At 71.9% G+C, this 26,278-nt stretch carries 21 protein-coding genes; 17 read left to right on the top strand and 4 right to left on the bottom strand.

The window, feature by feature from the left end:
* Positions 1-19: 19 nt before the first annotated feature.
* The 5 genes from yajC (at position 20) to ACFY2A_RS03260 (ending at position 7,025) form a co-directional block, all read left to right on the top strand.
* On the top strand, positions 20-358 hold the full coding sequence (gene yajC, locus ACFY2A_RS03280; protein WP_170863428.1) for a preprotein translocase subunit YajC: 339 nt from the start codon (positions 20-22) through the stop codon (positions 356-358).
* 286 nt (positions 359-644) lie between these two features.
* The gene (gene secD / locus ACFY2A_RS03275) at positions 645-2,534 is read left to right on the top strand and encodes a protein translocase subunit SecD (RefSeq protein WP_387167793.1); all 1,890 of its coding nucleotides are present in this window, start codon (positions 645-647) and stop codon (positions 2,532-2,534) included.
* A gap of 1 nt (position 2,535) precedes the next feature.
* Complete coding sequence (secF, locus tag ACFY2A_RS03270) at positions 2,536-3,720, top strand: protein translocase subunit SecF (RefSeq protein WP_387167790.1); 1,185 nt, start codon at positions 2,536-2,538, stop codon at positions 3,718-3,720.
* Positions 3,721-3,825: 105 nt separating this feature from the next.
* Entirely contained in the window at positions 3,826-4,392 is a 567-nt protein-coding gene (locus tag ACFY2A_RS03265) for an adenine phosphoribosyltransferase (RefSeq protein ID WP_363918794.1), read from the top strand.
* A gap of 173 nt (positions 4,393-4,565) precedes the next feature.
* Positions 4,566-7,025 (top strand): RelA/SpoT family protein, encoded by a 2,460-nt coding sequence (locus tag ACFY2A_RS03260; RefSeq protein ID WP_387167786.1) that lies wholly within the window; start codon positions 4,566-4,568, stop codon positions 7,023-7,025.
* Between the two features lie 281 nt (positions 7,026-7,306).
* Here the strand turns inward: ACFY2A_RS03260 and ACFY2A_RS03255 are convergent, their stop codons facing one another.
* Together ACFY2A_RS03255 and ACFY2A_RS03250 are read right to left on the bottom strand one after the other, a co-directional pair.
* Positions 7,307-8,140 (bottom strand): peptidylprolyl isomerase, encoded by an 834-nt coding sequence (locus ACFY2A_RS03255; RefSeq protein WP_387167783.1) that lies wholly within the window; start codon positions 8,138-8,140, stop codon positions 7,307-7,309.
* Positions 8,141-8,204: 64 nt separating this feature from the next.
* Positions 8,205-9,146, bottom strand: a complete 942-nt coding sequence (locus tag ACFY2A_RS03250) for a peptidylprolyl isomerase (RefSeq protein ID WP_387167780.1) — start codon at positions 9,144-9,146, stop codon at positions 8,205-8,207.
* Positions 9,147-9,391: 245 nt separating this feature from the next.
* Between ACFY2A_RS03250 and ACFY2A_RS03245 the strand changes: the two genes are divergently transcribed.
* Both ACFY2A_RS03245 and hisS read left to right on the top strand, forming a co-directional pair.
* Positions 9,392-10,111, top strand: a complete 720-nt coding sequence (locus tag ACFY2A_RS03245; RefSeq protein WP_387167777.1) for an MBL fold metallo-hydrolase — start codon at positions 9,392-9,394, stop codon at positions 10,109-10,111.
* Between the two features lie 87 nt (positions 10,112-10,198).
* Positions 10,199-11,527, top strand: coding sequence for a histidine--tRNA ligase (gene hisS, locus ACFY2A_RS03240; protein WP_387167774.1), 1,329 nt, complete (start codon positions 10,199-10,201; stop codon positions 11,525-11,527).
* A gap of 132 nt (positions 11,528-11,659) precedes the next feature.
* On the opposite strand, the gene ACFY2A_RS03235 is transcribed toward hisS, so the two are convergent.
* The gene (locus ACFY2A_RS03235; protein WP_387167771.1) at positions 11,660-12,490 is read right to left on the bottom strand and encodes an SGNH/GDSL hydrolase family protein; all 831 of its coding nucleotides are present in this window, start codon (positions 12,488-12,490) and stop codon (positions 11,660-11,662) included.
* A gap of 245 nt (positions 12,491-12,735) precedes the next feature.
* Between ACFY2A_RS03235 and ACFY2A_RS03230 the strand changes: the two genes are divergently transcribed.
* From ACFY2A_RS03230 to ACFY2A_RS03205, 6 genes are all read left to right on the top strand, one after another.
* On the top strand, positions 12,736-13,785 hold the full coding sequence (locus ACFY2A_RS03230) for a S1 family peptidase (RefSeq protein WP_387167768.1): 1,050 nt from the start codon (positions 12,736-12,738) through the stop codon (positions 13,783-13,785).
* 102 nt (positions 13,786-13,887) lie between these two features.
* The gene (locus ACFY2A_RS03225; RefSeq protein ID WP_387167765.1) at positions 13,888-14,589 is read left to right on the top strand and encodes a hypothetical protein; all 702 of its coding nucleotides are present in this window, start codon (positions 13,888-13,890) and stop codon (positions 14,587-14,589) included.
* 201 nt (positions 14,590-14,790) lie between these two features.
* Entirely contained in the window at positions 14,791-16,614 is a 1,824-nt protein-coding gene (aspS, locus tag ACFY2A_RS03220) for an aspartate--tRNA ligase (protein ID WP_387167762.1), read from the top strand.
* Positions 16,615-16,742: 128 nt separating this feature from the next.
* Complete coding sequence (locus tag ACFY2A_RS03215; protein ID WP_387168537.1) at positions 16,743-17,567, top strand: sugar nucleotide-binding protein; 825 nt, start codon at positions 16,743-16,745, stop codon at positions 17,565-17,567.
* Between the two features lie 192 nt (positions 17,568-17,759).
* The gene (locus tag ACFY2A_RS03210) at positions 17,760-18,356 is read left to right on the top strand and encodes a helix-turn-helix domain-containing protein (RefSeq protein WP_387167759.1); all 597 of its coding nucleotides are present in this window, start codon (positions 17,760-17,762) and stop codon (positions 18,354-18,356) included.
* Positions 18,353-19,726, top strand: a complete 1,374-nt coding sequence (locus ACFY2A_RS03205) for an MFS transporter (RefSeq protein WP_387167756.1) — start codon at positions 18,353-18,355, stop codon at positions 19,724-19,726. The genes ACFY2A_RS03210 and ACFY2A_RS03205 overlap by 4 nt, the downstream gene beginning before the upstream one ends.
* On the opposite strand, the gene ACFY2A_RS03200 is transcribed toward ACFY2A_RS03205, so the two are convergent.
* Positions 19,684-20,418 carry a GNAT family N-acetyltransferase gene (locus ACFY2A_RS03200; RefSeq protein WP_387167753.1) on the bottom strand — a complete coding sequence of 245 codons (735 nt, stop codon included), beginning with the start codon at positions 20,416-20,418 and terminating at the stop codon, positions 19,684-19,686. The two genes, ACFY2A_RS03205 and ACFY2A_RS03200, sit on opposite strands and share 43 nt — an antisense overlap.
* 182 nt (positions 20,419-20,600) lie before the next feature.
* Here ACFY2A_RS03200 and ACFY2A_RS03195 point away from each other — a divergent pair, with 182 nt between their 5' ends.
* From ACFY2A_RS03195 to ACFY2A_RS03180, 4 genes are all read left to right on the top strand, one after another.
* Positions 20,601-20,810 (top strand): hypothetical protein, encoded by a 210-nt coding sequence (locus tag ACFY2A_RS03195; protein ID WP_093404409.1) that lies wholly within the window; start codon positions 20,601-20,603, stop codon positions 20,808-20,810.
* A gap of 75 nt (positions 20,811-20,885) precedes the next feature.
* Positions 20,886-22,412 carry a replication-associated recombination protein A gene (locus tag ACFY2A_RS03190; protein WP_387167750.1) on the top strand — a complete coding sequence of 509 codons (1,527 nt, stop codon included), beginning with the start codon at positions 20,886-20,888 and terminating at the stop codon, positions 22,410-22,412.
* Positions 22,413-25,111: 2,699 nt separating this feature from the next.
* On the top strand, positions 25,112-25,654 hold the full coding sequence (locus ACFY2A_RS03185; protein ID WP_387168534.1) for a hypothetical protein: 543 nt from the start codon (positions 25,112-25,114) through the stop codon (positions 25,652-25,654).
* A 138-nt stretch (positions 25,655-25,792) separates the two neighbouring features.
* On the top strand, positions 25,793-26,254 hold the full coding sequence (locus ACFY2A_RS03180) for a DUF948 domain-containing protein (RefSeq protein ID WP_099846515.1): 462 nt from the start codon (positions 25,793-25,795) through the stop codon (positions 26,252-26,254).
* Positions 26,255-26,278: the final 24 nt, after the last annotated feature.

Raw genomic sequence — 26,278 nt, 5'->3', positions numbered from 1 at the left:
AATGGGAAGGTCGACAACCGTGCACTACGCAGCAGAAGGCGGCGGAGCGGGAGGCTTCACGCCGATCCTCATGATCGCTCTGCTCTTCGGCGTCATGTACTTCATGATGATCCGTCCGCAGCAGAAGCGCCGCCGCGAGGCCGAATCGATGCAGTCCAACCTCTCCGTTGGCGACGAGGTGGTCACCATCGGCGGGCTCTACGGCACGGTCACCGGTGTCGAGGACGACAGCGTCCTGCTGGAGGTCGCTCCCGGAGTGCAGACCCGCTACGCCCGCCCGGCGATCGCCCGGGTGGTCACCCCGGCGGAGCGCCCGGTCGAGTCGCCCGTCGAGGAGTCCGACTCCGTCAAGGACTGACGCCGAGTCCCATCCGGGTTGCCGGTCTCCCGGCGGTTCGGATGGGAGGTGCCCACGCGCGTCCCCGGGTGGGTGCCATCCGCGAATTGCGCATTGAGACAATTGGATAGAAGGCCGACGCCGGGCGCCGGCGCGCCGGCTCGTACCCGGTCCACGCGTCCGCGTCGACCGCCCGAGGCGGCGGCGCCAGCCTGAGCGCCGTCGGAAGGCAGACCGTCGGCCGGGGGATTCCGGCCGACCCGCCGCCGCGCCCGCGGCGGCGTGACCACAGGGAGACAGGACAGCCGTGGCACCACCTCAGGGACAGATGCGCCCAGGACGGCAGTTGGCCGTGCTCGGGGCCATCTTCGTCGTCCTCTATCTTTTGGTGTTCTTCTCGGGCGGCGCCAGCGGTGGCTGGAAGGATCGGCTCGAACCCCGCCTCGGTCTCGACCTGGTCGGCGGTACCCGGCTCACGCTGGAGGCCACCAACACCCTGGACGGCCGGGCCCCGACGGCGGAGAACCTGGAACGCGCCCGCCAGATCATCGAGAGCCGGGTCAACGCGTACGGCGTGGCCGAGGCCGAGGTGGTCACCGAGGGCGATCGCAACATCGTCGTCTCCCTGCCCGGCGAGAACCGCGAGCTCAACGAGGTTGGCAGCGCCGCCGAGCTGCGGTTCCGGAAGGTGCTGAAGATCGCCGACGGCAGCGGGTCGATCCCGTCGCCGGCCCCGAGCGAGAGCCCTTCGGCGACCCCGTCCGGCTCCGCGAGCCCCGAGGCCACCCCGTCGGGCTCCGCGAGCCCCACGCCCGACGCCGAGGCCACCTCGTCGCCCGACGCTGGTGGTCAGGGCGGTGGCGCGCCGACGCCGACGCCGTCGGCGACTGCGTCGCCCGCCCCGTCGGCCACGCCGGACGAAGAGGTGACGCAGAGCATCGAGGAGCAGCGCCGAGCCGTCGAGCAGAAGGTCGGCGCCGAGGCGTGGGCCGCGGCGAGCGGACTACAGGCGCCGGCCGACCTGAGCGCCGACCCGTCGCTGGCCGACAAGCTCAAGCCGTTCGGTGAGCTGACCGGCCGCGAGGTCGCGGTGCTGCCGGCGCAGATGCAGTTCAACGTGCCGACGATCAGCTGCGTCCAGCTCGACGACCGGCCTCCGGCGTCCATCTCCGACCCGGAGCAGCAGGTCGTCGCCTGTGAGGGTGGCTACGCCAAGAACCTGCTGGACGTGGCAAAGGTGCTCGGCACCGACGTCTCCGACGCCAACGCGGTGCGCGACCAGACCAGCCAGTGGGTGGTCAGCCTCAACTTCACCGGCTCGGGCCAGGACAAGTGGACCGCGCTGACCCGCGAGGCGTTCAACAACGAGGGCCAGGCGTGTGACGCGTCCGCGCTCGGTGACGAGGGCAAGTGCCGGGTCGCCGTGGTGCTGGACAACGCGATCATCTCGTCGCCGCAGATCCAGGGCGTGCTGACCGGCAACTCCCAGATCACCGGTAACTTCAGCAACGCCGAGGCCAGCGAGCTGGCCGGCTACCTCAGCTACGGTGCCCTGCCGGTCACCTTCGAGGCGCAGGAGCAGCAGAACGTCACCGCCACCCTGGGCGCCAGCCACCTGCGGGCCGGCCTGCTCGCGGCCGGCATCGGCATGCTGCTGGTCATCATCTACTCGTTCTTCTACTACCGCCTGCTCGGCTCGGTGATCTTCCTGAGCCTGATCCTGTCGGCGCTGCTGCTCTTCGGCGCCCTGGTGTTCCTCGGTCGGCAGATCGGCTTCACGCTCACCCTCGCCGGCATCGCCGGCATCATCGTCTCGCTCGGTGTGGCGGCGGACTCGTTCGTCATCTACTTCGAACGACTCAAGGACGAGATCCGGGAGGGCCGCAGCCCACGTAGCGCGGTACCTCGCGCCTGGGTCCGAGCCCGCCGGACGATCATCTCCGCCAACGCGATCACGATCATGTCCGCGGTGGTGCTCTACATCGTGTCGGTCGGCACGGTGAAGGGCTTCGCCTTCGCCCTCGGCCTGGCCACGGTGCTGGACCTGCTCGTGGTCTTCCTCTTCCGGCATCCGATCATGACGATGTTCGCCCGGACCAAGGCGTTCCTGTCCCCGCGGGTCAGCGGCCTGGGCCGGGCACTGCCGGCCCGTTCGGAGCCGGCCCAGCCCCGCAACCAGCGTGTCAAGGAGGCCTGAGATGGCTGAGACTGGTCTGGCAGCCCGCCTCTACCGAGGTGAGGCCGGCCTCAACATCGTCGGCCGGCGCAAGGTGTGGTTCACCGTCGCCGCCGTGCTGGTGATGATCGCGCTCGGTAGCGTCATCTTCCGGGGCTTCAGCCTCGGCATCGAGTTCGCCGGCGGCAACTCGTTCCAGGTCCCGACCAGTGTCGGCACCCTGGAGCAGGTGGAGCAGCGCGCCGGCGAGGTGCTGACCGGTGAGGGCGGCCGGGTCGTCACCACCCAGCAGGTCGGTGGGGGCGGGGGCGAGTTCTACGAGCTGCGTACCACCGAACTCGACGCCGAGCAGGCCGAAGCGGTCCGGGTCGAGTTGGGGCAGGTGTTCAACATCGACCCGGCGGAGATCGCCAGTAACCGGGTCAGCGAGGCGTGGGGCAGCCAGGTGACCAACCGGGCACTGCTCGGTCTGGTGATCTTCCTGGCGCTGGTGACCGTCTACCTGGTCCTGCGCTTCGAGTGGCAGATGGCCGTGGCGGCCATCTTCTCGCTGGTGATGAACCTGGTCCTCACCGCCGGTCTCTACTCGATCGTCGGCTTCGAGGTCACCCCGTCGACGATCATCGGATTCCTCACCATCCTGGGCTTCGCCCTGTACGACGTGGTGGTGGTCTTCGACAAGGTGCAGGAGAACACCAGAGGGATCACCGCGAACAACAACCAGACGTACGGCGAGGCGGCCAACCTGGCCGTGAACCAGAGCCTGATGCGGTCGATCAACACCTCGGTGGTCGCCCTGCTCCCGGTCGGCGGCATCCTGTTCATCGGTGCCGGCCTGCTCGGCGCGGGCACCCTGAAGGACCTCGGCCTGGTGCTCTTCGTCGGTATGGCAATGGCCTTCGTCACCTCGATCACGCTGGCCACCCCGCTGCTGGTGGTGCTGAAGAACCGTGACCCGCGGATCCAGGCACACAACAAGCGGGTGCTGGCTCGGCGCGGCACGGTCACCCGGGGCGAGACCCCGGCCAAGGCCAGCCCGGCTGCCACGGCCGAGCCGGAGCAGGAGCCGGTCACCGCGGAGGCCGGTGCCCTCGCCGGTGCCGCCGCGCCGAAGGTGGGCGCCCGGCCGGCGGGCAAGCGTTCCGGTGGTGCCCGGGGTGGGCGTCCCGGTGGCGGTAACCGTCCGGGCGGCGGAAAGCGACGCTGAGGACGCTCGGAACGACCCGGTAGGAACAGGTACCGGCGGCGTCCTGCATGCTGTGCGAGCAGTGTGCGGGACGCCGCCGTCGTGTGGAAGGGATGCGGAACTGCCGTGACGGAGACCCACAGCACCGGGGTACGCGGAGACAGCGGGCCGGAGGCGGCCCGGCTGGTGGCCAGCCGGGTGCTCGATGTGCCCGACTTCCCCAAGCCCGGCGTCATGTTCAAGGACCTGATGCCGTTGTTCGCCGACGGTGCAGCCTTCCGGGACGTGATCGACGGGATCGTCGCGTACCACGGACGGGAGTCATTCGACGCCGTGGTCGGCATCGAGGCGCGGGGATTCGTCGTCGCCGCCGCGATCGCGTACGCGACGGGAGTCGGGGTGGTGCCGGTGCGTAAGGCCGGCAAGTTGCCCCGTCCGGCGTACGCCGCCTCCTACGAACTGGAGTACGGCGAGGCCACACTCGAGGTGCACCAGGACGCCTTCACCGCCGGTCACCGCGTGCTGGTGGTCGACGACGTGCTCGCCACCGGTGGCACGGCGGCGGCCACGCTGGACCTGGTCGAGCGGGCGGGTGGCACGGTGGCGGGCTTCACCGTGCTGCTGGAGTTGTCGTTCCTCGGTGGGCGTGACCGACTGGCCCCGCGTCCCGTGCATGCCCTGTTGACCGTTTGAGACGGCGACGACCCCCGGACGGACCCGGCACGGTCCGTCCGGCGGAGCGGCACGGCACCCCCGGTGGGGGTAGCATTGCCCATTGCTGACCGGGCGGTTACCCGCCTGTGCGGCGCTAGACCAGACCGGCCGACGCACGGTCGGTGTCGTCCCGGCGAGCGGTGAGGAGGCCGGTGTCCCACGAGGTCGTTCCTCCGGTGGAGGGCACGGTGCACCCGACAGGTGACGCGGAGGGCTCGCTGACCGACCGCAACGGCGCCGTACCGGCGTCGGGTGGCGGGTCCGCGGCGCAGCAGACCGGTGACCCGGCTCGTCCATCCGTCGGCGTCGGGGACGGTGCCGGCGATTCCTCGGCGGCTGGTGGTTTCGCCCTGTCCCACGCGCCCACCGGGCGGCGGGTTCGGGCACGGCTCGCCCGGTTCAACGCGCCATGGCAGTCGTCGCAGGTCAGCGAGGTGCTGGAGCCGCTGATCGCGTCACACCGGGAGAATCACCCCAAGGCTGACGCGCGGCTGTTGCAGCGGGCCTTCGACACGGCGGCGCGCTGGCACTCCGGGCAGTACCGCAAGTCCGGCGACCCCTACATCACCCACCCGCTCGCGGTGGCGACCATCCTGGCGAACCTGGGCATGGACACCACCACCCTGGTCGCCGCGCTGCTGCACGACACCATCGAGGACACGGAATACTCCCTCGACCAGATGCGGTCCGACTTCGGTGGTGAGGTGGCCCTGCTGGTCGACGGCGTCACCAAGCTCGACAAGGTCAAGCTCGGCGACGCGGCGAAGGCCGAGACGATCCGCAAGATGGTCGTCGCGATGGCCAAGGACCCGCGCGTCTTGGTGATCAAGCTGGCCGACCGGCTGCACAACATGCGGACGCTGACCTTCCTGCCGCGCCCGAAGCAGGAACAGAAGGCGAAGGAGACGCTGGAGATCCTCGCCCCCCTGGCCCACCGGCTCGGTATGAACACGATCAAGTGGGAGCTGGAGGATCTGGCGTTCGGGACGTTGTTCCCGAAGCGGTTCGAGGAGATCAACCGGCTGATCGGGGAGCACCAGCCGCAGCGGGAGGCGTTGCTGCGGCAGGTGACCCAGAAGGTGCAGACCGACCTGAAGGCCGCCAAGATCAAGGCGGAGACCACCGGTCGGCCGAAGCACCTGTACTCGATCTACCAAAAGATGATCGTGCGGGGGCGGGACTTCAACGACATCTACGACCTGGTGGGTGTGCGCATCCTGGTCGACACGGTGCGGGACTGCTACGCGGCGCTGGGGGTGATCCACGCGAACTGGCAGCCGGTGCCGGGTCGGTTCAAGGACTACATCGCCATGCCGAAGTTCAACATGTACCAGTCGTTGCACACCACGGTTATCGGTCCGACCGGTAAGCCGGTGGAGATGCAGATCCGCACGTACGCGATGCACCGCACGGCGGAGTTCGGCATCGCGGCGCACTGGAAGTACAAGGAGCACAAGGGCACCCAGATCGTCGGCCCACCCGCGCACATCGACGAGATGACCTGGCTGCGGCAGCTGCTGGACTGGCAGCGGGAGGCCGCCGACCCGAGCGAGTTCCTGGACGCGCTGCGGTTCGACCTCTCCAGCCAGGAGGTGTACGTCTTCACCCCGAAGGGTGACGTGATCCCGTTGCCGACGGGGTCGACGCCGGTGGACTTCGCGTACGCGGTGCACACCGAGGTGGGGCACAAGTGCATCGGGGCGCGGGTCAACGGCAAGCTGGTGCCGTTGGAGTCGACGCTGTCCAACGGTGACGTGATCGAGATCTTCACCTCGAAGTCCGACACGGCCGGCCCGACGCAGGACTGGCTCGGCTTCGTGAAGAGCCCCCGGGCGCGGACGAAGATCCGGCAGTACTTCAACAAGGAGCGTCGCGAGGAGGCGATCGAGGAGGGCAAGGACGCGATCGTCAAGGCGATGCGCAAGCAGGGCATGCCGTTGCAGCGGATGCTCACCTCCGACAACCTGATGGCCATCGCTCGGGACCTGCACCTGCCCGATGTGGCGTCGCTGTACGCGGCGGTCGGCGACAGTCAGGTCTCCGCCCAGTCGGTGGTGCAGAAGCTGATGGCCTCCTACGGCGGCGAGGAGGGCGCGGCCGAGGACATCGCCGAGACCGCCGTGGCCACCCGCCCGCCGCGCAGCCGCGCCTCCAGCCACGATCCCGGTGTGGTCGTACGCGGTGTCAGCGACGTGTGGATCAAGCTGGCCCGCTGCTGCACTCCGGTCCCGCCCGACTCGGTGTTCGGTTTCGTGACCCGTTCCGGCGGGGTGAGTGTGCACCGCGACGACTGCGCCAACGCGGAGGACCTGCGCGCCCAGGGCGAGCGGGTGGTTGAGGTGAACTGGAAACTCACCTCCGCCTCGACCTTCCTGGTGGCGATCCAGGTGGAGGCGCTCGACCGGCACAAGCTGCTCGCGGACGTCACCCGGGTGCTCTCCGAAGAGCGGGTCAACATCCTCTCCGCCACCGTCACCACCACCCGCGACCGGGTGGCGGTGAGCCGGTTCAGCTTCGAGATGGCCGACCCGAAACACCTAGGGCACCTGCTAGCCGCCGTACGCAAGGTAGACGGCGTCTTCGACGCCTACCGCGTAACCTCCGGCGCCTAACCCCCACCCCTCCCACCCCCACCCCCCGCGCTACCCCCTGCGCCCGCGATCTTGCACTTTTCGTCTCCGCATATCGGGTAAAAGCCTCGTAACGGCGACACAAAGTGCAAGATCGCGGGTGCGGGTGCGGGTGCGGGTGCGGGTGCGGGTGCGGGTGCGGGGTGCGGGTGCGGGTGCGGGGTGCGGGTGCGGGGTGCGGGGTGTGGGTGTGGGTGTGGGTGTGGGTGCGGCGAAGCGCCCGCCGGGCGTGGCCGGCGGGCGCTTCGGAGGGTTGGTTCGGGTCAGGCGTCGGTCATGGTGAGGTCGGTGATGACGACCTCCTTCTTGGGGTGACCGCCGCCGGCCTGCTGGGCGAACGCGCCGTCGTCACCGGCCGCCGCGACGTCGTTCACGATGTCCATCCCGCCGGTGATGGTGCCGAGGACGGTGTAGTTCGGGTCCAGCGGCGAGTCGCCGTACACGATGAAGAACTGGCTGCCGCTGCTGGACGGCTGGCCCGAGTTGGCCATCGCGATGACGCCTGCCGGGTACGGCGGCCGCTTGTCGGCCGGCAGGTTCTCCTCCGCCATGCGGTAGCTCGGGCCGCCGGTGCCGTCGGTGTCCCGCCAGCCCTCGCCGGTGGCGCTCGGGTCGCCGCACTGGAGCACCTTGATGCCCTCGGTCACCAGCCGGTGGCACTTGGTGTTGTCGAAGAAGTTCTGCTCGGCCAGGTGGGTGAAGCTGCCCGCCGTGCACGGCACCGCGGACCGGTCGATCCGGGCGGTGATCGGGCCGAGGTTCGTGGTGATCGTCATGGTCTGGACGCCAGCCTTGCTCTGCTGGGCCTCCGGCAACCCGACGTCCTTGACCTGCGGGGTGCGCTCGCCGTCGGGCAGCTCGACCCAGTCGCACTGCACGGAGTTCGCCTCCTGGGCCGCGTTGTCGGTGCCGCTGTCGTCGCCGAGCACGTTGCTGGCCAGCCAGGCCGTGCCGGCGACCACCAGCAGCAGGACCACGCCGGCCCCGACGACCGCCTGCGTCTGGCGGCGCTTACGGGCCCGAGCGGCCCGCTCGGCCATCTCCTTCTCGAGCCGGGCGCGGGCCGCCGCGCGCTGCCGCTCTCTGGTGGACGTCACGCCTCGATCCTCCTGGACTGTATGTGGATGCCGCTGCGGTGGGTGGGGGCCCGGTCGACCGTGGTCAGCCGGCGCTGGCGCTGGCCTCGGGCGCGCCGGAGGCCGCCGGACTTGGCGTGCCCGAGGACTCCGGACCCGGCGTGCCCGAGGGGGCCGGATCGGCGGATGACGCCGGGTCCAGCACGGGCTCGCCGACGGTCAGGCTCTGGATGACCACGTCGTCATTCTCCGGCTTGACCTTCTCCCCGGCCCCATTGTCCACCGTCGGCAGGGCACCGATCTTCTCGACGACGTCGAGGCCCTCGGCGACCCGACCGATGATCGGGAACGCCGGCTCGGCGGTGGTGAAATCCTTGAAGAAGATCAGGAACTGGCTGCCGTTGGCGCCGGGCGGGTTCGAGATCATCGCGACAGTGCCCTTGGGGTACGTCGGTGGCTCGTCCGGCGACGGGCTCGGCTCCGGGGAGGCCTCGGGGGCGGTCGGCACGTTCTCGCTGTGGAACGAGTAGGCCGGGCCGCCCAGACCGGTGCCGCTGGGGTCGCCGCAGCGCACCGCACCGTCGGCGGTGATCTCGTGGCACTTGGTGTTGTCGTAGAACGACTGGCTGGCCAGGTGGGCGATGCTGGCTGCGGCGCACGGGGCGCTGGCGAGATCCAGCTCGACGGAGATCGGCGCACCCTGGTTGGTGGTGATCGTCATCGGCCGGGTGCCGGTGACCGGCAGCCCGGTGGTGGGGGGCTCACCGACATCCTTGAGGTTGGCGTTGCCTTCGGTGTTCTGCGGGGTCCAGAGGCAGATCTCGTCGGCCGCGGTGTCCTCGGTCGGCTCGCCGTCGAACGCGCCGAGTGCCCACGCCGAGCCGGCGACGACCAGTACGAGGATCAGGGCGGTGCCGACACCGGCCTGGATGCGTCGGCGACGCCTGGCGGCGGCGGCCCGGCGGGCCAGTTGCCGGTCGAGCTTGGCCCGCGCCAGTTTGCGCTGCCGGTCCCTGCTGGAAGCCACCCGTGCTCCCCTTTCCTCTACCCTGGTCGTTACCCGGTGGTCGTGTACCTGTCGGGCGGCAGGTGTGCCACGCCACACGCCCGCCAGAGTGTACGGGTACCGGCTGGGAAAGTGGTGTACGAGGTCGGTGCCCATCTACATCGGGATCCGTCAGTGCCTCACCCGGGGGTCGGCGGGGCGGACCGGCCGGACGGCGACGCCGGTAGGCTGCCGGGGAGGACGACTCGACGGAAAGGGGTGCGGACGTGCTCGTGGCCGGCTTTCCCGCGGACGCCTTCGGCACCAACTGCTACGTGGTCGCCACCGGGCCGGGGGAACAGTGCGTGGTGGTCGACCCCGGCATCGGGGTGGTCGACCGGCTCGACGCGCTGCTCGCCGAGCATCGTCTGCACCCGGCCGCGGTGCTGCTCACCCACGGGCACCTCGACCACACCTTCTCCGTGGCGCCGGTCTGTGGGGCGCGCGGGATCACCGCGTACGTGCATCCCGATGACCGGGAGCTGCTGGCGGATCCGACGAAGGCGCTGTCGATGGACCTGACGCAGCTCTTCGGCGGGCGACTGCCGTACGCCGAGCCCGAGGACGTGGCCGAGTTGGCCGACGGTACGACGCTCGCCCTCGCCGGGCTGGAGATCACCGTCGACCATGCGCCCGGCCATACCGGCGGGTCGGTGCTCTTCCGGCTGCCCGGCGCCGGCTCGCCCTGGGAGGCGGAGCAGATCTGCCTCTCCGGTGACGTGCTGTTCGCCGGCTCGATCGGCCGCACCGACCTGCCGGGCGGCAGCATGCCGACGATGATCACCAGCCTGCGGGACAAGATCCTCCCGTTGGCCGACGACACCGTCGTCCTGCCCGGCCACGGCCCCACGACCACCATCGGCCGCGAGCGCGTCACCAACCCGTACCTCGTCGAGGTGGCGGAGATGGGCGGCGCGCGACCGGCGGCACCCACCCGCGGCCTGTAACGGTCGCGTCGAGACCTCACCGCGCGGACCGCGCGGGATCGTCAGCAGACTCTGCCGCGCAGCGCGCGGCTGCCGAGGGAGTACGTCATGAGCAAGCCCACGCCCATCTCCGGGTTCCCGGAGTGGACGCCCGCCCAGCGGATGATCGAGCAGTACGTGCTGGACCGGATCAGGTCGACCTTCGAGCTGTACGGCTTCGCGCCCTTGGAGACCCGCGCGGTCGAGCCGTTGGACCAACTGCTGCGGAAGGGGGAGACCTCCAAGGAGGTCTACGTGATCCGGCGGCTGCACGGCGACCCGGAGGGCCCGGCCGGTGACGACGCCCTCGGTCTGCACTTCGACCTGACCGTGCCGTTCGCCCGGTACGTGTTGGAGAACGCCGGCAAGCTGAACTTCCCGTTCCGCCGCTACCAGATCCAGAAGGTGTGGCGCGGTGAGCGCCCACAGGAGGGGCGTTACCGGGAGTTCCTCCAGGCGGACATCGACATCGTCGACCGGGACACCCTCGCGGTGCACCACGAGGCGGAGATGCCGTTGGTCGTCGGGGACGCGCTGCGGTCGTTGCCGATCCCGCCGATCCGCATCCAGGTCAACAACCGCAAGATCTGTGAGGGCTTCTACCGGGGCATCGGCCTGACCGACCCGGAGGCGGCGCTGCGTGCGGTCGACAAGCTCGACAAGATCGGGCCGGCCGGGGTGGCGGAGCTGTTGGCCGGCACGGCGGGAGCGAGCGAGGCGCAGGCGAAGGCGTGCCTGGCGCTGGCCGAGATCAACGCGCCGGACGCCTCCTTCGCCGACGCGGTGCGCGCGCTCGGGGTGAGCCACCCGCTGCTCGACGAGGGGGTCGAGGAGTTGGTCCGGGTGGTGGAGACCGCCGCCGCGCACACGCCGGGTCTCTGCGTGGCGGATCTGCGCATCGCCCGCGGCCTGGACTACTACACCGGCACGGTCTACGAGACACAGCTGATCGGGTACGAGCGGTTCGGCTCGATCTGCTCCGGCGGGCGGTACGACAACCTGGCCAGCGCGGGCAACGCCAGCTTCCCCGGGGTGGGCATCTCGATCGGCGTGACCCGCCTGCTCGGGCTGCTCTTCGGCGCGGGCACGCTGTCCGTGTCGCGGGAGGTGCCGACCTGCGTGCTGGTGGCGGTGACCAACGAGGAACTGCGTTCGGCCAGCGACTCCGTCGCCGGGGCGCTGCGGTCCCGGGGCATTCCGACCGAGGTGTCGCCGAGCGCGGCGAAGTTCGGCAAGCAGATCCGGTACGCCGAGCGGCGCGGCATCCCGTACGTCTGGTTCCCCGGCACCGATGGTGCCCCCGACGAGGTCAAGGACATCCGCTCCGGCGAGCAGATCGCCGCCGCCCCCGGCGAGTGGACCCCGCCCCGCCAGGACCTCACCCCCCTGGTGAGCTGACCCCGCCGCACGCCCCGCCCCGCCCTCCACCGACCCCCGCGATCTTGCACTTTCGGTCGCCGATACGGGTGTTGTATCCCGTTCCGACGCGACGAGAAGTGCAAGATCGCGGGGGTGAGGGGAGGGGGAGGGCTACCAGGCGAAGCCGGCGGGGTAGGAGATGGTGGCGAGGGTCTGCTGGCCGGTGGTGTTGGGGTGGAAGTAGTCCCAGGTGGAGAGCTGGGCGAGGGTGAAGGGGTAGCCGAAGACGGCGTTGTTGTCGTATCGGCAGTTCGAGCCGTACGCGGCGCAGGCCGCCGCGAGTTGGCCGTTGAAGTCGATCACCCGCTGGCGAACCCGGGTGCGCCGGTCGACGTCGGCCTGTGCGGTGGAGGTCGGGTTGGCCAGGATCGATTGGCAGATGCCGAAGAGCGACCAGGCGGTGCGGGCGCTGCCGCTGCCTTTGCCGACCGTCCAGAGCCGGTGCACGTCCGGGATGCTGATCACGAAGACCCGGGCGTTCGGCAGGCCCGTCTTCAGCCGGTTCAGCGCGGAGTCAATGTTGGCCCGGAAGGTGGTCGGCGAGGTCATCGTCGACTCCGAGCTGGTGCAGGCGTCGTTCGCGCCGATCAGGATCGTCACGTAGCCCACGCCCTGGCTGACCGCGGTGCCGGCCTGGCCGTACAGGTCGGCTGATTTCGCGCCGGTGCGGGCGGCGTTGTGGTTGCGTCCGTTGATGGCCGGGTCGATCCGGCGGATGCGCAGGTAGTGACTGTTGACGGTGGAGTTGTCGCCGGTGCTGAACGAGCGGCTGGTGCAGTCGACGTACCACCCGCAGGCATTGAAGCCGCGCGTGATGGAGTCGCCGAGGCTGGCCATCGAGGTGGGCGGTGGGCCTGGGTCGGCCGTCGCAGGGCTGGGGGCGAGCAGGGCGAGGGCGGTGACGCCGGCGAGGGTGGCCAGCGTACGTCGGATGAGGGGCATGGTGGCCTCCGGTTCACGGGTGCCGGACAGCGGCGGTTACCGGAGCGTATAGATGACTTTCTGTGTCCACAATGTTGCGGAGCGGTTACCTGTGGCCGATGGGTGAATTCGGGCAAACAGGGGTCTTGCTTACGATCTTAAATATGTGAATACTTTCCCTCGCTTGGCCATTTCCCCAGGTGGTCGAGCTGCCCCCGTCCCTGTCGACGTGACAGGGCCCATCCCCCATATCGGGAGGCTGTTACATGCGACCCACGAGGTCAATGCTCCGCCGCGTCGTCACCGTCGCCGCGGCCGGAACCCTGGTCGCCGGCGTGTTGGCCGGCACCCCCGCCCAGGCGGCACCCGGGAGCGTCACGCCCGACGCCGCAACCGCGCTCGCCGATCGGCTCGGTGACCGCGCCGCCGGTGCGTACGCCGACGCCAGCGGCAAGATGGTCGTGGCCGTCACCGACGTCGTCGCCGCCCGCCAGGTGGCCGCCGCCGGCGGCACCCCCAAGGTCGTCAAGCGTGGCGCCGCGGAGCTGAACCGCGCCACCGCCGTGCTGGAGCGCTCCGCCGCGATCCCCGGCACCGCCTGGTGGACCGACCCGGTCACGAACCAGGTCGTCATCTCCGTCGACAGCACCGTCACCGGTGCCAAGCTGGAGCGGGTCAAGGCCGCCGCCGCGCGCACCAACGGCGCGGTGCGCATCGAGGCCGAGGCCGCTCCGCTGAGCACCCTCATCTCCGGCGGCCAGGCGATCTACGCCGGCGGCGGTGGACGGTGCTCGCTCGGCTTCAACGTGCGCAGCGGCAGCACGTACTACTTCCTGACCGCCGGGCACTGCACCAACATCTCGTCGAGCTGGTACAGCAACTCGGGCCAGACCTCGCTGCTGGGCACCCGTGCGGGCACCAGCTTCCCGGGCAACGACTACGGCATCGTCCGGCACAACAACTCGGGCAACGCGGCCGGCAACGTCTACCTCTACAACGGCAGCTACCGCGACATCACCGGCGCCGGTAACGCGTACGTCGGCCAGTCGGCGCAGCGCTCCGGCAGCACCACCGGCCTGCGCAGTGGCTCCGTGACCGCGCTCAACGCCACGGTCAACTACGCCGAGGGCCAGGTCCGTGGTCTGATCCGCACCAACATCTGCGCCCAGCCCGGTGACAGCGGCGGCTCGCTGTTCAGCGGCAGCACCGCGCTCGGCCTGACCTCCGGCGGCAGCGGCAACTGCTCCACCGGCGGCACCACCTTCTTCCAGCCGGTCACCGAGGCGTTGAGCCGCTACGGCGTCAGCATCTTCTGACCTCCCCGCCAGGAGAACCTCCTCCGCCTGCGGGCCGCCGGATTCCTCCTCCGGCGGCCCGCACCGCTGTCTCGGATCAGGTCCATCACGTACGGTCACCCAATGGTCTTACGACTCCTGGCTCAGCTCCGCGCACCGATATTCGTGTGCGGGCAGGTGATCGCCTGGGTACTGCTCGCCGTGGACGCGCGTCGTGAATGGAATGCGTTCTGGTTCGTCGGGCTCCTCCTGGCGCTCGGTGCGCTTGCCGCGATACCAGCGAAAGTCGTCGACGCGCCGGAGTTCCGCCCGGTCGCCCTGGTAACCCAGACCATCGGCGCCGGCATCGTCGCGCTGGCTCTGTACGACACGGCGGACAAGCGGGCGCTGTGGGCGTACGCCCTGGCCGCCCTCGGCGCGGTGGCCCTGCCGGCGAGTCGGACCGCGCTCGGGGCTTTGCCGGCGAGTCGGCCGGCACTCGGGGCCTTGCCGGCGCGTCGGACCGCGCTCGGTCGGGCGACCGTGATCGGCGTGGGGGCGGCGCTCCTGCTCACCATCGGCGCATCGGCTCCGGCCCTGGCCTGGGGTGGTACCCAGCCCGAGGTGATGGTGTGCGTGCGGCCGGAAGTGACCGTCGACGAGCTGATGCGCGAGAGTCACCGCTTCGATCCCGATCACCTCATCGCCGGCTTCGGATTCGCCGGGCCGCAGACACCGTGTCTGGAGGTGATCTTCGATCCCGGTGCCACCGCTGGCGACGCCGACGAGGTCGCCCGCCGCTACGCCGCGGACCCGAGGGCCGCGTCCGTGAGCCGGACGCGCTGACGAATCTGTCCGCGTACGAGGACCAGGCGAGGTCGCCCGCCAATCCCGCTCCGGCGCTGCCGCCGCCTTCGCCCCAGAGTGTCAAGAAGGGGCCCTTCGGCCACCGCAGGCGTTAACAGGGGGCCCTTCCGCACACCCGGGGAACGGAGGCGGGCAGAATGCGGGAGCACAAACATTGAGCAGACGAGGGAGACGTACGTCGTGATCCGTACCCATGACGCCGGCAGCCTGCGTGCGACGGACGCCGGCACCACGGTGACGCTCGCCGGGTGGGTGGCCCGCCGGCGCGACCACGGCGGTGTCATCTTCGTCGACCTGCGGGACGGCTCGGGCGTGGTGCAGGTGGTCCTCCGCGAGGAGGACGCGCACGCGCTGCGCAACGAGTACTGCGTCAAGGTCGTCGGTGAGGTCACCCGGCGGCCCGAGGGCAACGAGAACCCGGAGCTGCCCACCGGCGAGATCGAGGTGACGGCGGCCGAGCTGGAGGTGCTCTCCGAGGCCGCGCCGCTGCCGCTGCCGGTTGACGACCAGGTGGTGGCCGGGGACGACGTCCGGCTCAAGTACCGCTACCTCGACCTGCGGCGCGGCGGCCCGGCGCGAGCCATGCGGCTGCGGTCACGCGCCAACCAGCTGGCCCGTACGGTGTTGCACGAGCGCGACTTCCTGGAGATCGAGACGCCGACGCTGACCCGGTCCACGCCGGAGGGCGCCCGCGACTTCCTGGTGCCGGTGCGCCTCCAGCCGGGCAGCTGGTACGCGCTGCCGCAGTCGCCGCAGCTGTTCAAGCAGTTGCTGATGGTCGGCGGGATGGAGCGTTACTACCAGATCGCCCGCTGCTACCGCGACGAGGACTTCCGGGCCGACCGGCAGCCGGAGTTCACCCAGCTCGACATCGAAATGTCCTTCGTCACCGAGGACGACGTGATCGACCTCGGTGAGGCGATCGTCGCCGCGCTCTGGTCGGAGTTGGCCGACCACGAGATTCCCCGGCCCATCCCGCGCATCACCTGGCACGACGCCATGGCGCGGTACGGCTCGGACAAGCCCGACCTGCGGTACGGCGTCGAGCTGACCGAGTTGACCGACTACCTGCGCGGCACCCAGTTCCGGGTCTTCGCCACCGCGATCGACGCGGGCGGCTACGTCGGTGCGGTGGTCATGCCCGGCGGTGCCGGCCAGAGCCGTAAGGAACTGGACGGCTGGCAGGACTGGGCCAAGGCGCGTGGCGCCAAGGGACTGGCCTACGTGGTGCTCGACGCCGAGACCGGCGAGGCACGCGGGCCGGTGGCGAAGAACCTGTCGGCCGAGCACCTGGCCGGGCTGGCCGACGCGGTCGGTGCCAAGCCGGGCGACGCGATTTTCTTCGCCGCCAGCGGGGAGACCCGCGAGGCGCAGGAGCTGCTCGGCGCGGCCCGGATCGAGATCGCCAAGCGGGCAGGTCTGGTCGACGAGAGCGCCTGGGCGTTCTGCTGGGTGGTCGACGCGCCGATGTTCGAACGGACGTCGGCCGAGAATGGCGCGGCGGGGGGATGGACGGCTGTGCACCACCCGTTCACCTCGCCGAACTCCGACTGGGTCGACCGGTTCGAGGAGGCGCCGGACCGGGCCCTGGCGTACGCGTACGACATCGTCTGCAACGGCAACGAGATCGGTGGCGGCTCGATCCGTATCCACCGGCGCGACGTGCAGCAGCGGGTGTTCGACCTGCTCGGCATCACTCCCGAGGAGGCGCAGGACAAGTTCGGCTTCCTGCTGGAGGCGTTCAGCTACGGCCCGCCCCCGCACGGTGGCATCGCCTTCGGTTGGGACCGGGTCTGCATGCTGCTCGCCGGGGCCGACTCGATCCGTGAGGTGATCGCCTTCCCCAAGACCCGGGGCGGCTTCGACCCCCTCACCGGCGCCCCCACCCCCATCACCGCCCAGCAGCGCACCGAGGCCGGCATCGACGCCAAGCCCAAGCCCCAGCAGCCGCCGTCTCACCAGGGCACCGCCGGCCCCGCCGCCCCCGTAGCCGACCCCACCTGACCCACCCACCGCTCCCCACGGGCCGGGCCCGAGTCCTCGTCGATCATGAACTTGTTGTCCCGTGAACCGACGTGGCGTGACAACAAGTTCATGATCAACGGTGTGGGTGGCGAGTGCGGGAGGCGACGGTGCGGGCGCTGGTGGTGGGTGGGAGTGGGTTTTTGGGGCGGGAGGTTTGTCGGCAGGGGGTTGGCGCGGGGTGGTCGGTTGTCGGGACGTACCACTCGGGTGAGATCGGGGTGCCGGGCGTCGAGGTGCGTCGACTGGACGTGACCGATCGGGCCGCGGTGCGCGCCCTGGTCGCGCAGGTGCGCCCCGACGCCGTGGTCAGCACCCCCTACCGGTACGGCGACTGGGCGGTCACCGCTGACGGGGCGGCGCACGTGGCGCACGCCGCCGCGCGGGCGGGTGCCCGGCTGGTGCACATCTCCAGCGACGCGTTGCACGCCGGGCGACCCGAGGCGTACGCCGACGACGATCCGCCCACTCCGATTTTCCCGTACGGGGCGGCGAAGGCGGCTGCGGAGACGGCGGTGCGGGCGATCGACCCGGGTGCGGTGCTGGTGCGCACCTCGCTGATCCTGGGCGAGGGGAGCAAACAGGTTCAGCTCTGCCGGGATGCGCTGGCTGGTCGGGCGACCCTGTTCACCGATGAGCTGCGCTGCCCGATCGACGTCGGTGATCTCGCCGCCGCCGTTTTGGAACTGGTGGGCTCCGATGTCGCCGGCCCGCTCAACGTGGCGGGCCCGGACGCGGTCAGCCGGGCGGGGCTGGGCCTGCTGGTGGCCCGCCGGGAAGGCATCGACCCGGCCGGCCTGAAGACCACCACCGGAGCCGGTGCCGGTGTGGCGCGCCCCACCGAGGTACGCCTCGACTGCTCCCGAGCCGTGGGCCTGCTCCGCACCCGGCTGCGCGGCGTCTCGGAACTGCTCGCCGCCATCGCCGGTCGATGAGCACACCGTCGTCCGGCCGCCCATGGCACAGCCGGGCGCGGAGGTAACCGCTCCTCGGCCGCTCGAAGGAGAAGGCTCAGCTCAGAAGGGCAAAGTCAACCCACCCCGCACGCCGACCCACCCCCACCGGCACGCTGACGGCAGAGTGCACAACTATTGTGCACAATAGTTGTGCACAGATATTGTGCATCCATGACCGATGGAGAGCGTCGCCCGCCGCCGCGACAGGTCCGGGTCGATCACCGGCAGGTGCGGGTGCTGGCGCATCCGCTGCGGGCCCGGCTGCTCGGCGCGCTGCGGGTCAAGGGGCCGGCCACAGCCACCACCCTCGCCGGACTGCTCGACAGCAACACCGGCGCGACCAGCTATCACCTGCGCCAGTTGGCCGAGGTCGGGCTGGTCGTCGAGGAACCCGGCCGGGGCACCGGGCGACAGCGTTGGTGGCGGGCCGCCCATGACGTGACCAACTGGGAGAACACCGACTTCGACGACGACCCCGACGCCCGGGCCGCGATGGAGTGGATCCAGGCCGAGCAGGTCCGCCTCTTCGTCGAGCACACCCAACGATGGTTCGCCGTCCGCGACGAGTGGTCACCCGAGTGGCGGGACGCCTTCGGCATGAGCGACGCCTTCCTGACGGTTCCGGCGGCCCGGTTGACCGAACTTCAGAAGGAGCTGTGGCGCACCCTGGAGCGCTACCGGGCCGAGGCTGATCCGGATGAGCCCGGTGCCGAGCAGGTGCAGATCTTCCTCGCCACCTTCCCGCTGCTGCTCGGGAGGAAGCCGTGAGCGAACTGTCCGTACGCCAGATCCGGCGTCGTTTCCTGATCCTGCACGGTCTGCGCTGGCTACCGACCGGCCTGCTGATCCCGGTGGTGATCCTGCTGATGCAGGAGCGCGGCCTGACCCTGACCCAGATCGGTCTGGCCGCTGCCGCCCAGGGGGTGGTGGTGCTCGCCCTGGAGTTGCCGACCGGTGGGTTCGCCGACGCGCTGGGCCGCAAGCCGGTGCTGGTGGCGGCCGGTTCGGTCAGCCTCGTCTCACTGGGTCTGCTGGTGGTGGCGGACTCGTTCGCCCTGCTGGCCATCGTCTGGGCGTTGCAGGGCGTGTTCCGTGCCCTGGACAGTGGCCCGCTGGAGTCCTGGTACGTGGACAGCACCCTGGCCGTCGACCCGGATGCCGCGTACGAGAAGGGGCTCGGTCACGGTGGCACCGTGCTCGGCCTGAGCATCGCGGCCGGTGCCCTGCTCAGCGGCGGACTGGTCGCTCTCGGTCCGCTGGGCCCGGTCAGTGCCCTGACCACGCCGGTGCTGGCCGCCCTCGGTCTGCAAGGGGTTTCGCTGCTGGCGTTGCTGACCCTGCTGGTGGAACGGCGACCGGCGAGCGGGCCCGGTGCGGTGCGGGCCTCGGTCCGGGCCGCGCCACGCATGGTCGGCGAGGCGTTCGGCCTGCTGCGCCGTTCCCGGGTGCTGCTCGCCCTGGTCGCGGTCGAGCTGTTCTGGGGCTTCGGGATGGTCACCTTCGAGAGCCTGCTGCCGATCCGGCTGGCCGAGGTGGTCGGCGACGCCGACCGGGCCGCCGCCCTGCTCGGCCCGGCGAGCACCGTGGCCTGGCTTGCCTCCGCGGCCGGCGCGGCGCTCACCCCGCTGCTCATCCGCTGGCTCGGTGCCGCACCCGGTGCCGCGCTGCTGCGGATCGTGCAGGGCGTCACCGTGGTCGCGATGGCCCTGCTCGCCGGACCGGTCGGCGTGCTGATCGCCTTCTTCGCCTGCCATGCCGTGCACGGCGCATCGAACCCACTGCACATGGGACTGCTGCACCGGCAGGTCGATGGCCCGTACCGAACCAGTGTGATCTCGGTGAATTCGATGGTGGCCCTGCCGGCCGGTGCGCTCGGCGGCGTGCTGCTCGGCTTCATCGGCGACCGGGCCGGGGTGAGCACGGCGATGCTTGTCGGTGCGGTCGCGCTGGCGGTCGCCGCCCCGCTGTATCTGCCCGCCTGGCGGGCGGGCCGGGTCGCCGGCCAGCCGAGGCCGGCCGCTGACCGGGCCGGAAGGATCGCGGACGAACCGGCCGCCGACCGGGCAGGAAGGACCGCCGACGGCCGGACCGACGATCAGGCGAAGCGGACCGAGGTGAGCGGGAACGTGTCGGCGTAGCCGAGTCGCCGATAGAGCCGGATCGCCGGCACGTTGCTCGGGTAGACGCCCAGCGCCACCATGCCGTACCGGGCCAGCAGGGCCCGCGTCATCCCGGTGGTGATCGCAGCACCGAGACCGCGCCCCCGATGCTGCGGCGCCACCGCCAGCCCGGCGAGGAAACCGACCTCGCCCCGGGTCCGGTCGGCGCCGCAGGCGACCAGCCGGTCACCGTCGCGGATGCCGTACCAGCCGCGCACCTGCGGACTGCCCGGGCGGGCGGTACTTGTCGGAAACGCCTCGTCGATCAGCGCCGTCAGCGCCGGGTGGTCTGCCTCGGTCAGTCGTACCACCCGCTCCTCGCCGGGCTGAGTCGGCGGCGCGCTTGTCGTCCAGAGGAAATCCCAGTCCTCGTGCCCGGCCACAGCCGGCCCGATCGGCGCGGGGTCCGCGCGGGGCAGATGAATCCACCGCCCAGCACCGACTGCCCCCGCTGCGGCCAGCGAGTTGACCAGGTCGATTGCCGTCTCCGAAGCGCCGATCACGCCACCGATCGGCCCCTGCTCGACCGCGAGCAGCCAGCACACGGTCCCGGCACGTCGCCATCCACGCGCCGGTTCGTGACACGGCAGCGAGTGCCGGACGAATGGATGGTGACCGGTCGCGGCCAGGACGGCATCCCGCCCGTCGAGGATCTCGTCGGCGACGATCATGCCGCCAGCGTAGGTGGTCGTGCCGGGCCGCAACCCGGGCCCGGTCCGCTCCGGGCGGGCTGTGCGGGCACGCGAGCCCGGTGCGGCGGTGGTGGTAACCGCGATCCACCGTGGAGATTGGCGAGCCGACCGATCGGGTACATCCCGCGCCGACCTACTGGAACCCCCACCGGAGGAACGTCATGCTCGCCATCGCCGCAGCCGTCGTCTTCGGCTTCGCTCTGTTGCTCGACCTGCTGGACACCAAACTCGGCGCACCGGACCTGTTCAACTGGAACACCCTGGTGCTGATCGGTCTGCTGCTGCTCTCGCTCTACCTGGCCGGCGTCGGCCGAGGGCCGGGTGGCGGCGGTGGTCGTTGGTACCGGGGTCGCCGCCCGGGCCGCGGCTGACCGGAAACGATCACCCCTGGCTCGGCCGGCGGCGCGATTCCGGCGTTGTCGGCCGAGCCCGGTACTGTTCTCGTGATGGAGTCCGACGCCCTCTTCACCCTCGGTGAACCCGCCACAGCGCCCGGTGCGCAGACGGGTTCCGGCGGTGTCGGTGGCTTCACCCCGGCCGGGCCGGACGCGCCGCTGCCGGTCCGGATGCGCCCGGCCAGTCTGGACGAGTTGGTCGGCCAGGAACACCTGCTCACCCCCGGTGCGCCGCTGCGGCAACTGGTCGCCGGCAACGCGCCGATGTCGGTCATCCTCTGGGGGCCGCCGGGCAGCGGCAAGACCACGATCGCCCACCTGGTCGCCGCCGCCACGGACCGGCGGTTCGTCGCCATGTCCGCGCTGACCGCCGGGGTGAAGGACGTCCGGGCCGTGATCGACACGGCCCGACGGCAGCGGCGCTCGGGTGGCCCGCCGACGGTGCTCTTCATCGACGAGGTGCACCGGTTCAGCAAGACCCAGCAGGACTCGCTGCTCGCCGCGGTGGAGGACCGGACGGTCACGTTGCTGGCGGCCACCACCGAGAACCCGTACTTCTCGGTCATCTCCCCGCTGCTCTCGCGGTGCGTGTTGCTCACCCTCCGGCCCCTCGACGACGTAGCGGTACGCGGGCTGCTGCACCGCGCGCTTGTCGACGAGCGCGGGCTGGCCGGGGCGCTCACCCTCGCAGCCGAGGCGGAGGAGCACCTGGTCCGGTTGGCCGGCGGGGACGTCCGCAAGGCGCTCACGGCGCTGGAGGCGGCGGCCGCCTCGACGACCGCGCTGGGCAACGACCAGATCGACCTGGCCACCGCCGAACGCGCGGTGGACACCGCGGCCGTCCGCTACGACCGGGCGGGGGACGCCCACTACGACGTGACAAGCGCCTTCATCAAGAGCATGCGCGGTTCCGACGTGGACGCGGCGCTGCACTGGCTGGCCCGGATGCTGGTCGCCGGGGAGGATGCCAGGTTCATCGCGCGGCGGTTGGTCATCTTCGCCAGCGAGGACGTCGGCATGGCCGACCCGGCGGCGCTCGGTGTGGCGACCGCCGCGGCCCACGCGGTGGAGTACGTCGGCCTGCCCGAGGCGCAGCTCAATCTCGCCCAGGCCGTGATCCACCTGGCGACCGCGCCCAAGTCGAACTCGGCGACCACCGCCATCGGGGCGGCGATCGCCGACGTGCGCTCCGGCCGGGGCGGGCCGGTGCCCCGGGGCCTGCGGGACGCCCACTACTCCGGTGCCCGGGGTCTCGGGCACGGCATCGGCTACCGCTACCCGCACGACGACCAGCGGGGCGTGGTCACCCAGCAGTACGTGCCCGACGACCTGGTCGGCACCGACTACTACCGGCCGAGCCAGCACGGCGCGGAGCGATCGGTGGCCGGCCGGCTGCCGTTGCTGCGCCGGATCGTCCGCGGGCTGTCCACCCCTGCCCGCACGGACGAGCCGGCACCGGGCGGTCGGCCGGCCCGGCCGACGTCGTCCGGGGGGGACGATGGCGACGGTCGTACGGCCACGGCAGCCCAAGTGGCCGAAGAGGTCGGCGCGAGCGCCGACGGGAGGGGTCAACAGTGAAATCGTCGGACCGACCGGAGGAGAGCCCGGACGCGCGGCGCGGCAAGAGTCGCCGCTGGGGTCGGGGCAGATCCGAGGCCACCCCGGAGGAAGCGGGGGGCGGCGAGGATTTCGGCTGGATCGACGACCTGCGTTCGGCCAAGCAGCAGCGCGCCGAGCTGGGCCCCGACGGGACCGCCGTCGAGCCGCACGCTGGGCGCAGCGGGCCGGAGCGCCCTGGCCAGCAGCCGCCCTTGCGGTCCGGCCCCGCGCCGGTCAACCACCCGGGGCCGGACGGGCCGGTACCACCACCACCCGGCCGCGGCCCGGCCGAACCTCCACGAGCGCGTCCGGTCGACGGCCCCTGGCCGGGTAACCCTGCCCGGCCGCCCGCCGGCCCGCCCCCCGGACGGCTCCCGGCCGCCCCGCCGTTCGCCACCCCACCGCCGCCCGCCGCCCGTCACGAGCCCGACGCACCGAACACCCCGCCCGCTGGTTGGCCACGGCAGCCCGGAGCCGCCGGGCCACCCGCCCGGCGGCCACATCCCGGTGAGGCGGTTCCGGGCGACGGTCCCAGACCGGTTCCGGAGGCCGGCCCGGTCTCCGGCGTACCGACCTCTCCGGGTCGACCGCCCGGACCGGTGTCGGGTGTGCCCGCAGCACAGGTGTCGGGCCCGCCCGGGCAGCGGCGCCTGCCCGGCGTCCGGCCGAACGCCGCACCGGCCGGCCCTCGCCGCCTGCCCTCGACCGAGCCCACCCAGGCCCCGCCGGAGGCGGTCACCGGCCCGCTTCCGCCGGGCCGTGCCGATCCCAGCCGCGTCCACGACGGACGGGCCGGGCGTTTCGCCGGGCCGGGCCGTCCCCGGGTGGCCGACGCTCCGGTAGGACCACCGGCACCCGGTGCGCCGGACCCGACGCCACCGCGCGGCGGCCGACGTCTCCCACCCGACCAGGTCGCCGACCCGGCCGGCCTGCGGGGTCCCGAGCGGCCTGGACCGGACACCACCCCCGGCTCGGCGGCGCCGGGCATGACGCCCACCGCCGGTCGGCCGGGCGGCGCTCCGGCCGGCGGTCGGCGTGCGGGCCGTCGACGGGCCGCCGAGCCGGCGGAGGAGCGGCCGGTGGTGCCGCTGTCCGGCAACGCGCCACCGATCCCCGGTGTGCCGTCCGGCCAACCGGCTGCTGGGCCCGCGCACACCACACCCGTTCGCCGTGGCGAGTCGGGCGCACCGACCGGCGCCGACCGGGACCGTCGAATCGCACCCGGCCCGGTCGGGCCGGAGGGAGCCGCCGACGCGGCGTCGGGTCGTCGGACGCCACCCGAGCCGCAGCCGCCGTTCGGTCACCGCCCTGCCGACGGGCCGGCCGAGTCACTGCGGGGACGCCGCCCGGCCGACGCGGACGACAGTCCCACCCGGGGCCAGCGCACGGCGGACGACAATCCGACCCGGGGCCGGTGCGCCGCGGCCGAGGAGCCGTCCGGACGGCACGCGGTAGCGGGTGCCGGCACCGAGACGCCACCCGGCGGTGGGCGGCCGGTCGAGGGCCGACCTGGCCGGCCGGAACGGCCGTCCGACTGGCTCCGGCAGGCCGGGCGACCGCACCACACCGACCCGGCGTTGCCCACGATCAGCAAGCGACCCAGCGCACCGTCCGGCCGCGTGATCGGCACGCCCTCCGGCGGTACGCCGACGGTCGGCGATCGCCGTGGCACGGACGTCGGCGGCCCGCCCGGTCGGCCGAACGCCGGCGCCGCGCCGGCCGATGGACGCGGGGTCGAGTCGAGACCGGAACGTCCGGGGGCCGGGCCCGCCCGCCGCGCCGACGGGCCACCGGCCGGGCGTGGCCGCCCCATTCCGCCGGCCGGCCCTGCCCCCGATGGACCTGAGCCAACCGGTCGGGCCGGCACCCTGCCCCGGATCGGTGCGACCGGCCCGGTCGCCCGGACCGACGGCCCGCCCCGTGGTGCGGCGCGTCCGGACGGCCCGCCTGAGCTTCCCCCGCGTGGTGCGGCGCGACCCGACGGGCCACCTGGAGTTCTGCCGCGTGGTGCGGCCCGACCGGACGGACCGCCGGTAGGCCCGCCGCGTGGTGCGGCGCGGCCCGGTGGCGGGCCGGGAGTTCCGCCGCGTGGTGCGGCCCGACCCGAAGGTCCGCCCGTGGGACCGCCGCGTGGTGCGGCCCGGCCCGACGCGACGGCCGGTCGCCCGGGCGTCCCGCCGCCGGGCCCCGCCCGTGGCGCGGTCCGGCCCGACGCCGGCCCGCACCGGCCCGACGCCGGCGCCGTCGGCGGTGGCCCCGCTGACCCCGTCCGGGGTGTCGGCGCGGGTCCGACCGGTTCGCCGGTCGCGGCTCGAGCCGGTGCCCCGGTGCGACCGGAGGACCGGCTCGCCGGCCGGGCCACGCCACCGCACCGGCACCCGGCGCGCCCCGAACCCTCCGGGGTGCCACCGGTGCCCCCCGGGCGGGGTGGTGAGGCTCCGGCGGTGGCCCGCGCCGCGGCTGCCGTGGCACCGGTCGATCCGGCCGGGCATCCCGGCGCGGAGCCGATGGTCCGACGTGCCGAGGTGCCGGAGGTCGCCGACGTCGACCGGCCCGAGGGCGGCCAGGCGGGCGACGGTGAGCCGCGCCGGTCGGCGCCAGGCTCGCCGCGGCTGCGCGCCGCCGTCCTGGTGCTGGCCAGTGTCATCCTGCTCGGTGTTCTCCCCGCGTTCTTCGGGATGCAGACCATGAACCGGGATCCGGTCTTCGCCTCGCTGGACGAACTGGAGGTGCCGTCCTGGGCCTCGGTCGAACCGGTCGATGACGTCAGCGGCAGCCAGTGGTGCCTGCTCGACTGCCGGTTGCGGGAACGCACGGCCACCTCTGATCGGTCAACGCACGAGACGGCTCAGGCGTACGAGGCTGCGCTTACCCGTGACGGTTGGCAGCGGTGGACGCCCAACTACTGCCCGGAGCAGGAGGAGAAGGGCAGCTACACCTGCTGGCGACGGGACGAACTCACGCTCGACCTCTGGGTACGGGATCGGACCTGCGTGCCGCCACCGGTGGACGGTGAACCCGCGGTGGTGCCGGCTCCCGACCCGTCCACCGCGGCGCAGGAGTGCCCCGGTTCGTTGGTGTCGGTGAAGGTGCGTAACGCGATCGACGACGAGCGGACGCGGCCACAGCCGAGCACCGATCCCTCGCTGACCGGTGAGGATCCCTTCCCGACAGTGACCGACGACCCGTTGAGTGACCTGACGCCGTCACCACCGTCCTGAGCCGATCGTCATCACGGACGGTAGGGTCAGGTGCTGGTGGTGACCGGTTGTCGGCCGGGCACTCGACGTTGACGTGGGCGAGACGGTCGTGCGGCTCGGGGCGCTGCGCCCCGACGGCACAGTTTGAGGAGGACTGGCGTGGGCTTTTTGGAGGTCGCGGCGCTGATCGCGGCGATCGCGTTCGCGATGCTGGTGCTGATCCTGACGCTGCCCATCCTGCGGTTGCGGCACACCGTGGACGCCACCACCCGTATGATCAACGACCTCAACGACCGGACGGGGCCCCTGCTCGGTGACGTCAACACCACGGTACGCAACGTCAACGTGACGTTGGAGCAGGTCCAGACCTCGCTCGACGGGGTGAACCTCCAACTGGCCAAGGTCGACACCATGACCAGCCACGCGCAGAACATCAGCGCCAACGTCGCCAACCTGGTCACCGTGGTCTCCGCAGCCGCGGCAAACCCGCTGGTCAAGGTGGCCGCCTTCGGGTACGGCGTGCGCAAGGCCGCCGCCACCCGCCGGCACGCCGAGACCGAACGTGAGGTGCGGGACACCATCAAGGCTCAGCGACGCGCCGCCCGGCGCGGGAACCGCTGACCCCGACGGCACCCGGAGGTACGA

Source organism: Micromonospora sp. NPDC000442 (genome assembly GCF_042898635.1).
Lineage (GTDB): Bacteria > Actinomycetota > Actinomycetes > Mycobacteriales > Micromonosporaceae > Micromonospora.
Note: the sequence above shows the minus strand (reverse complement) of the source record. Positions and strands in the feature narration are given on the sequence as shown.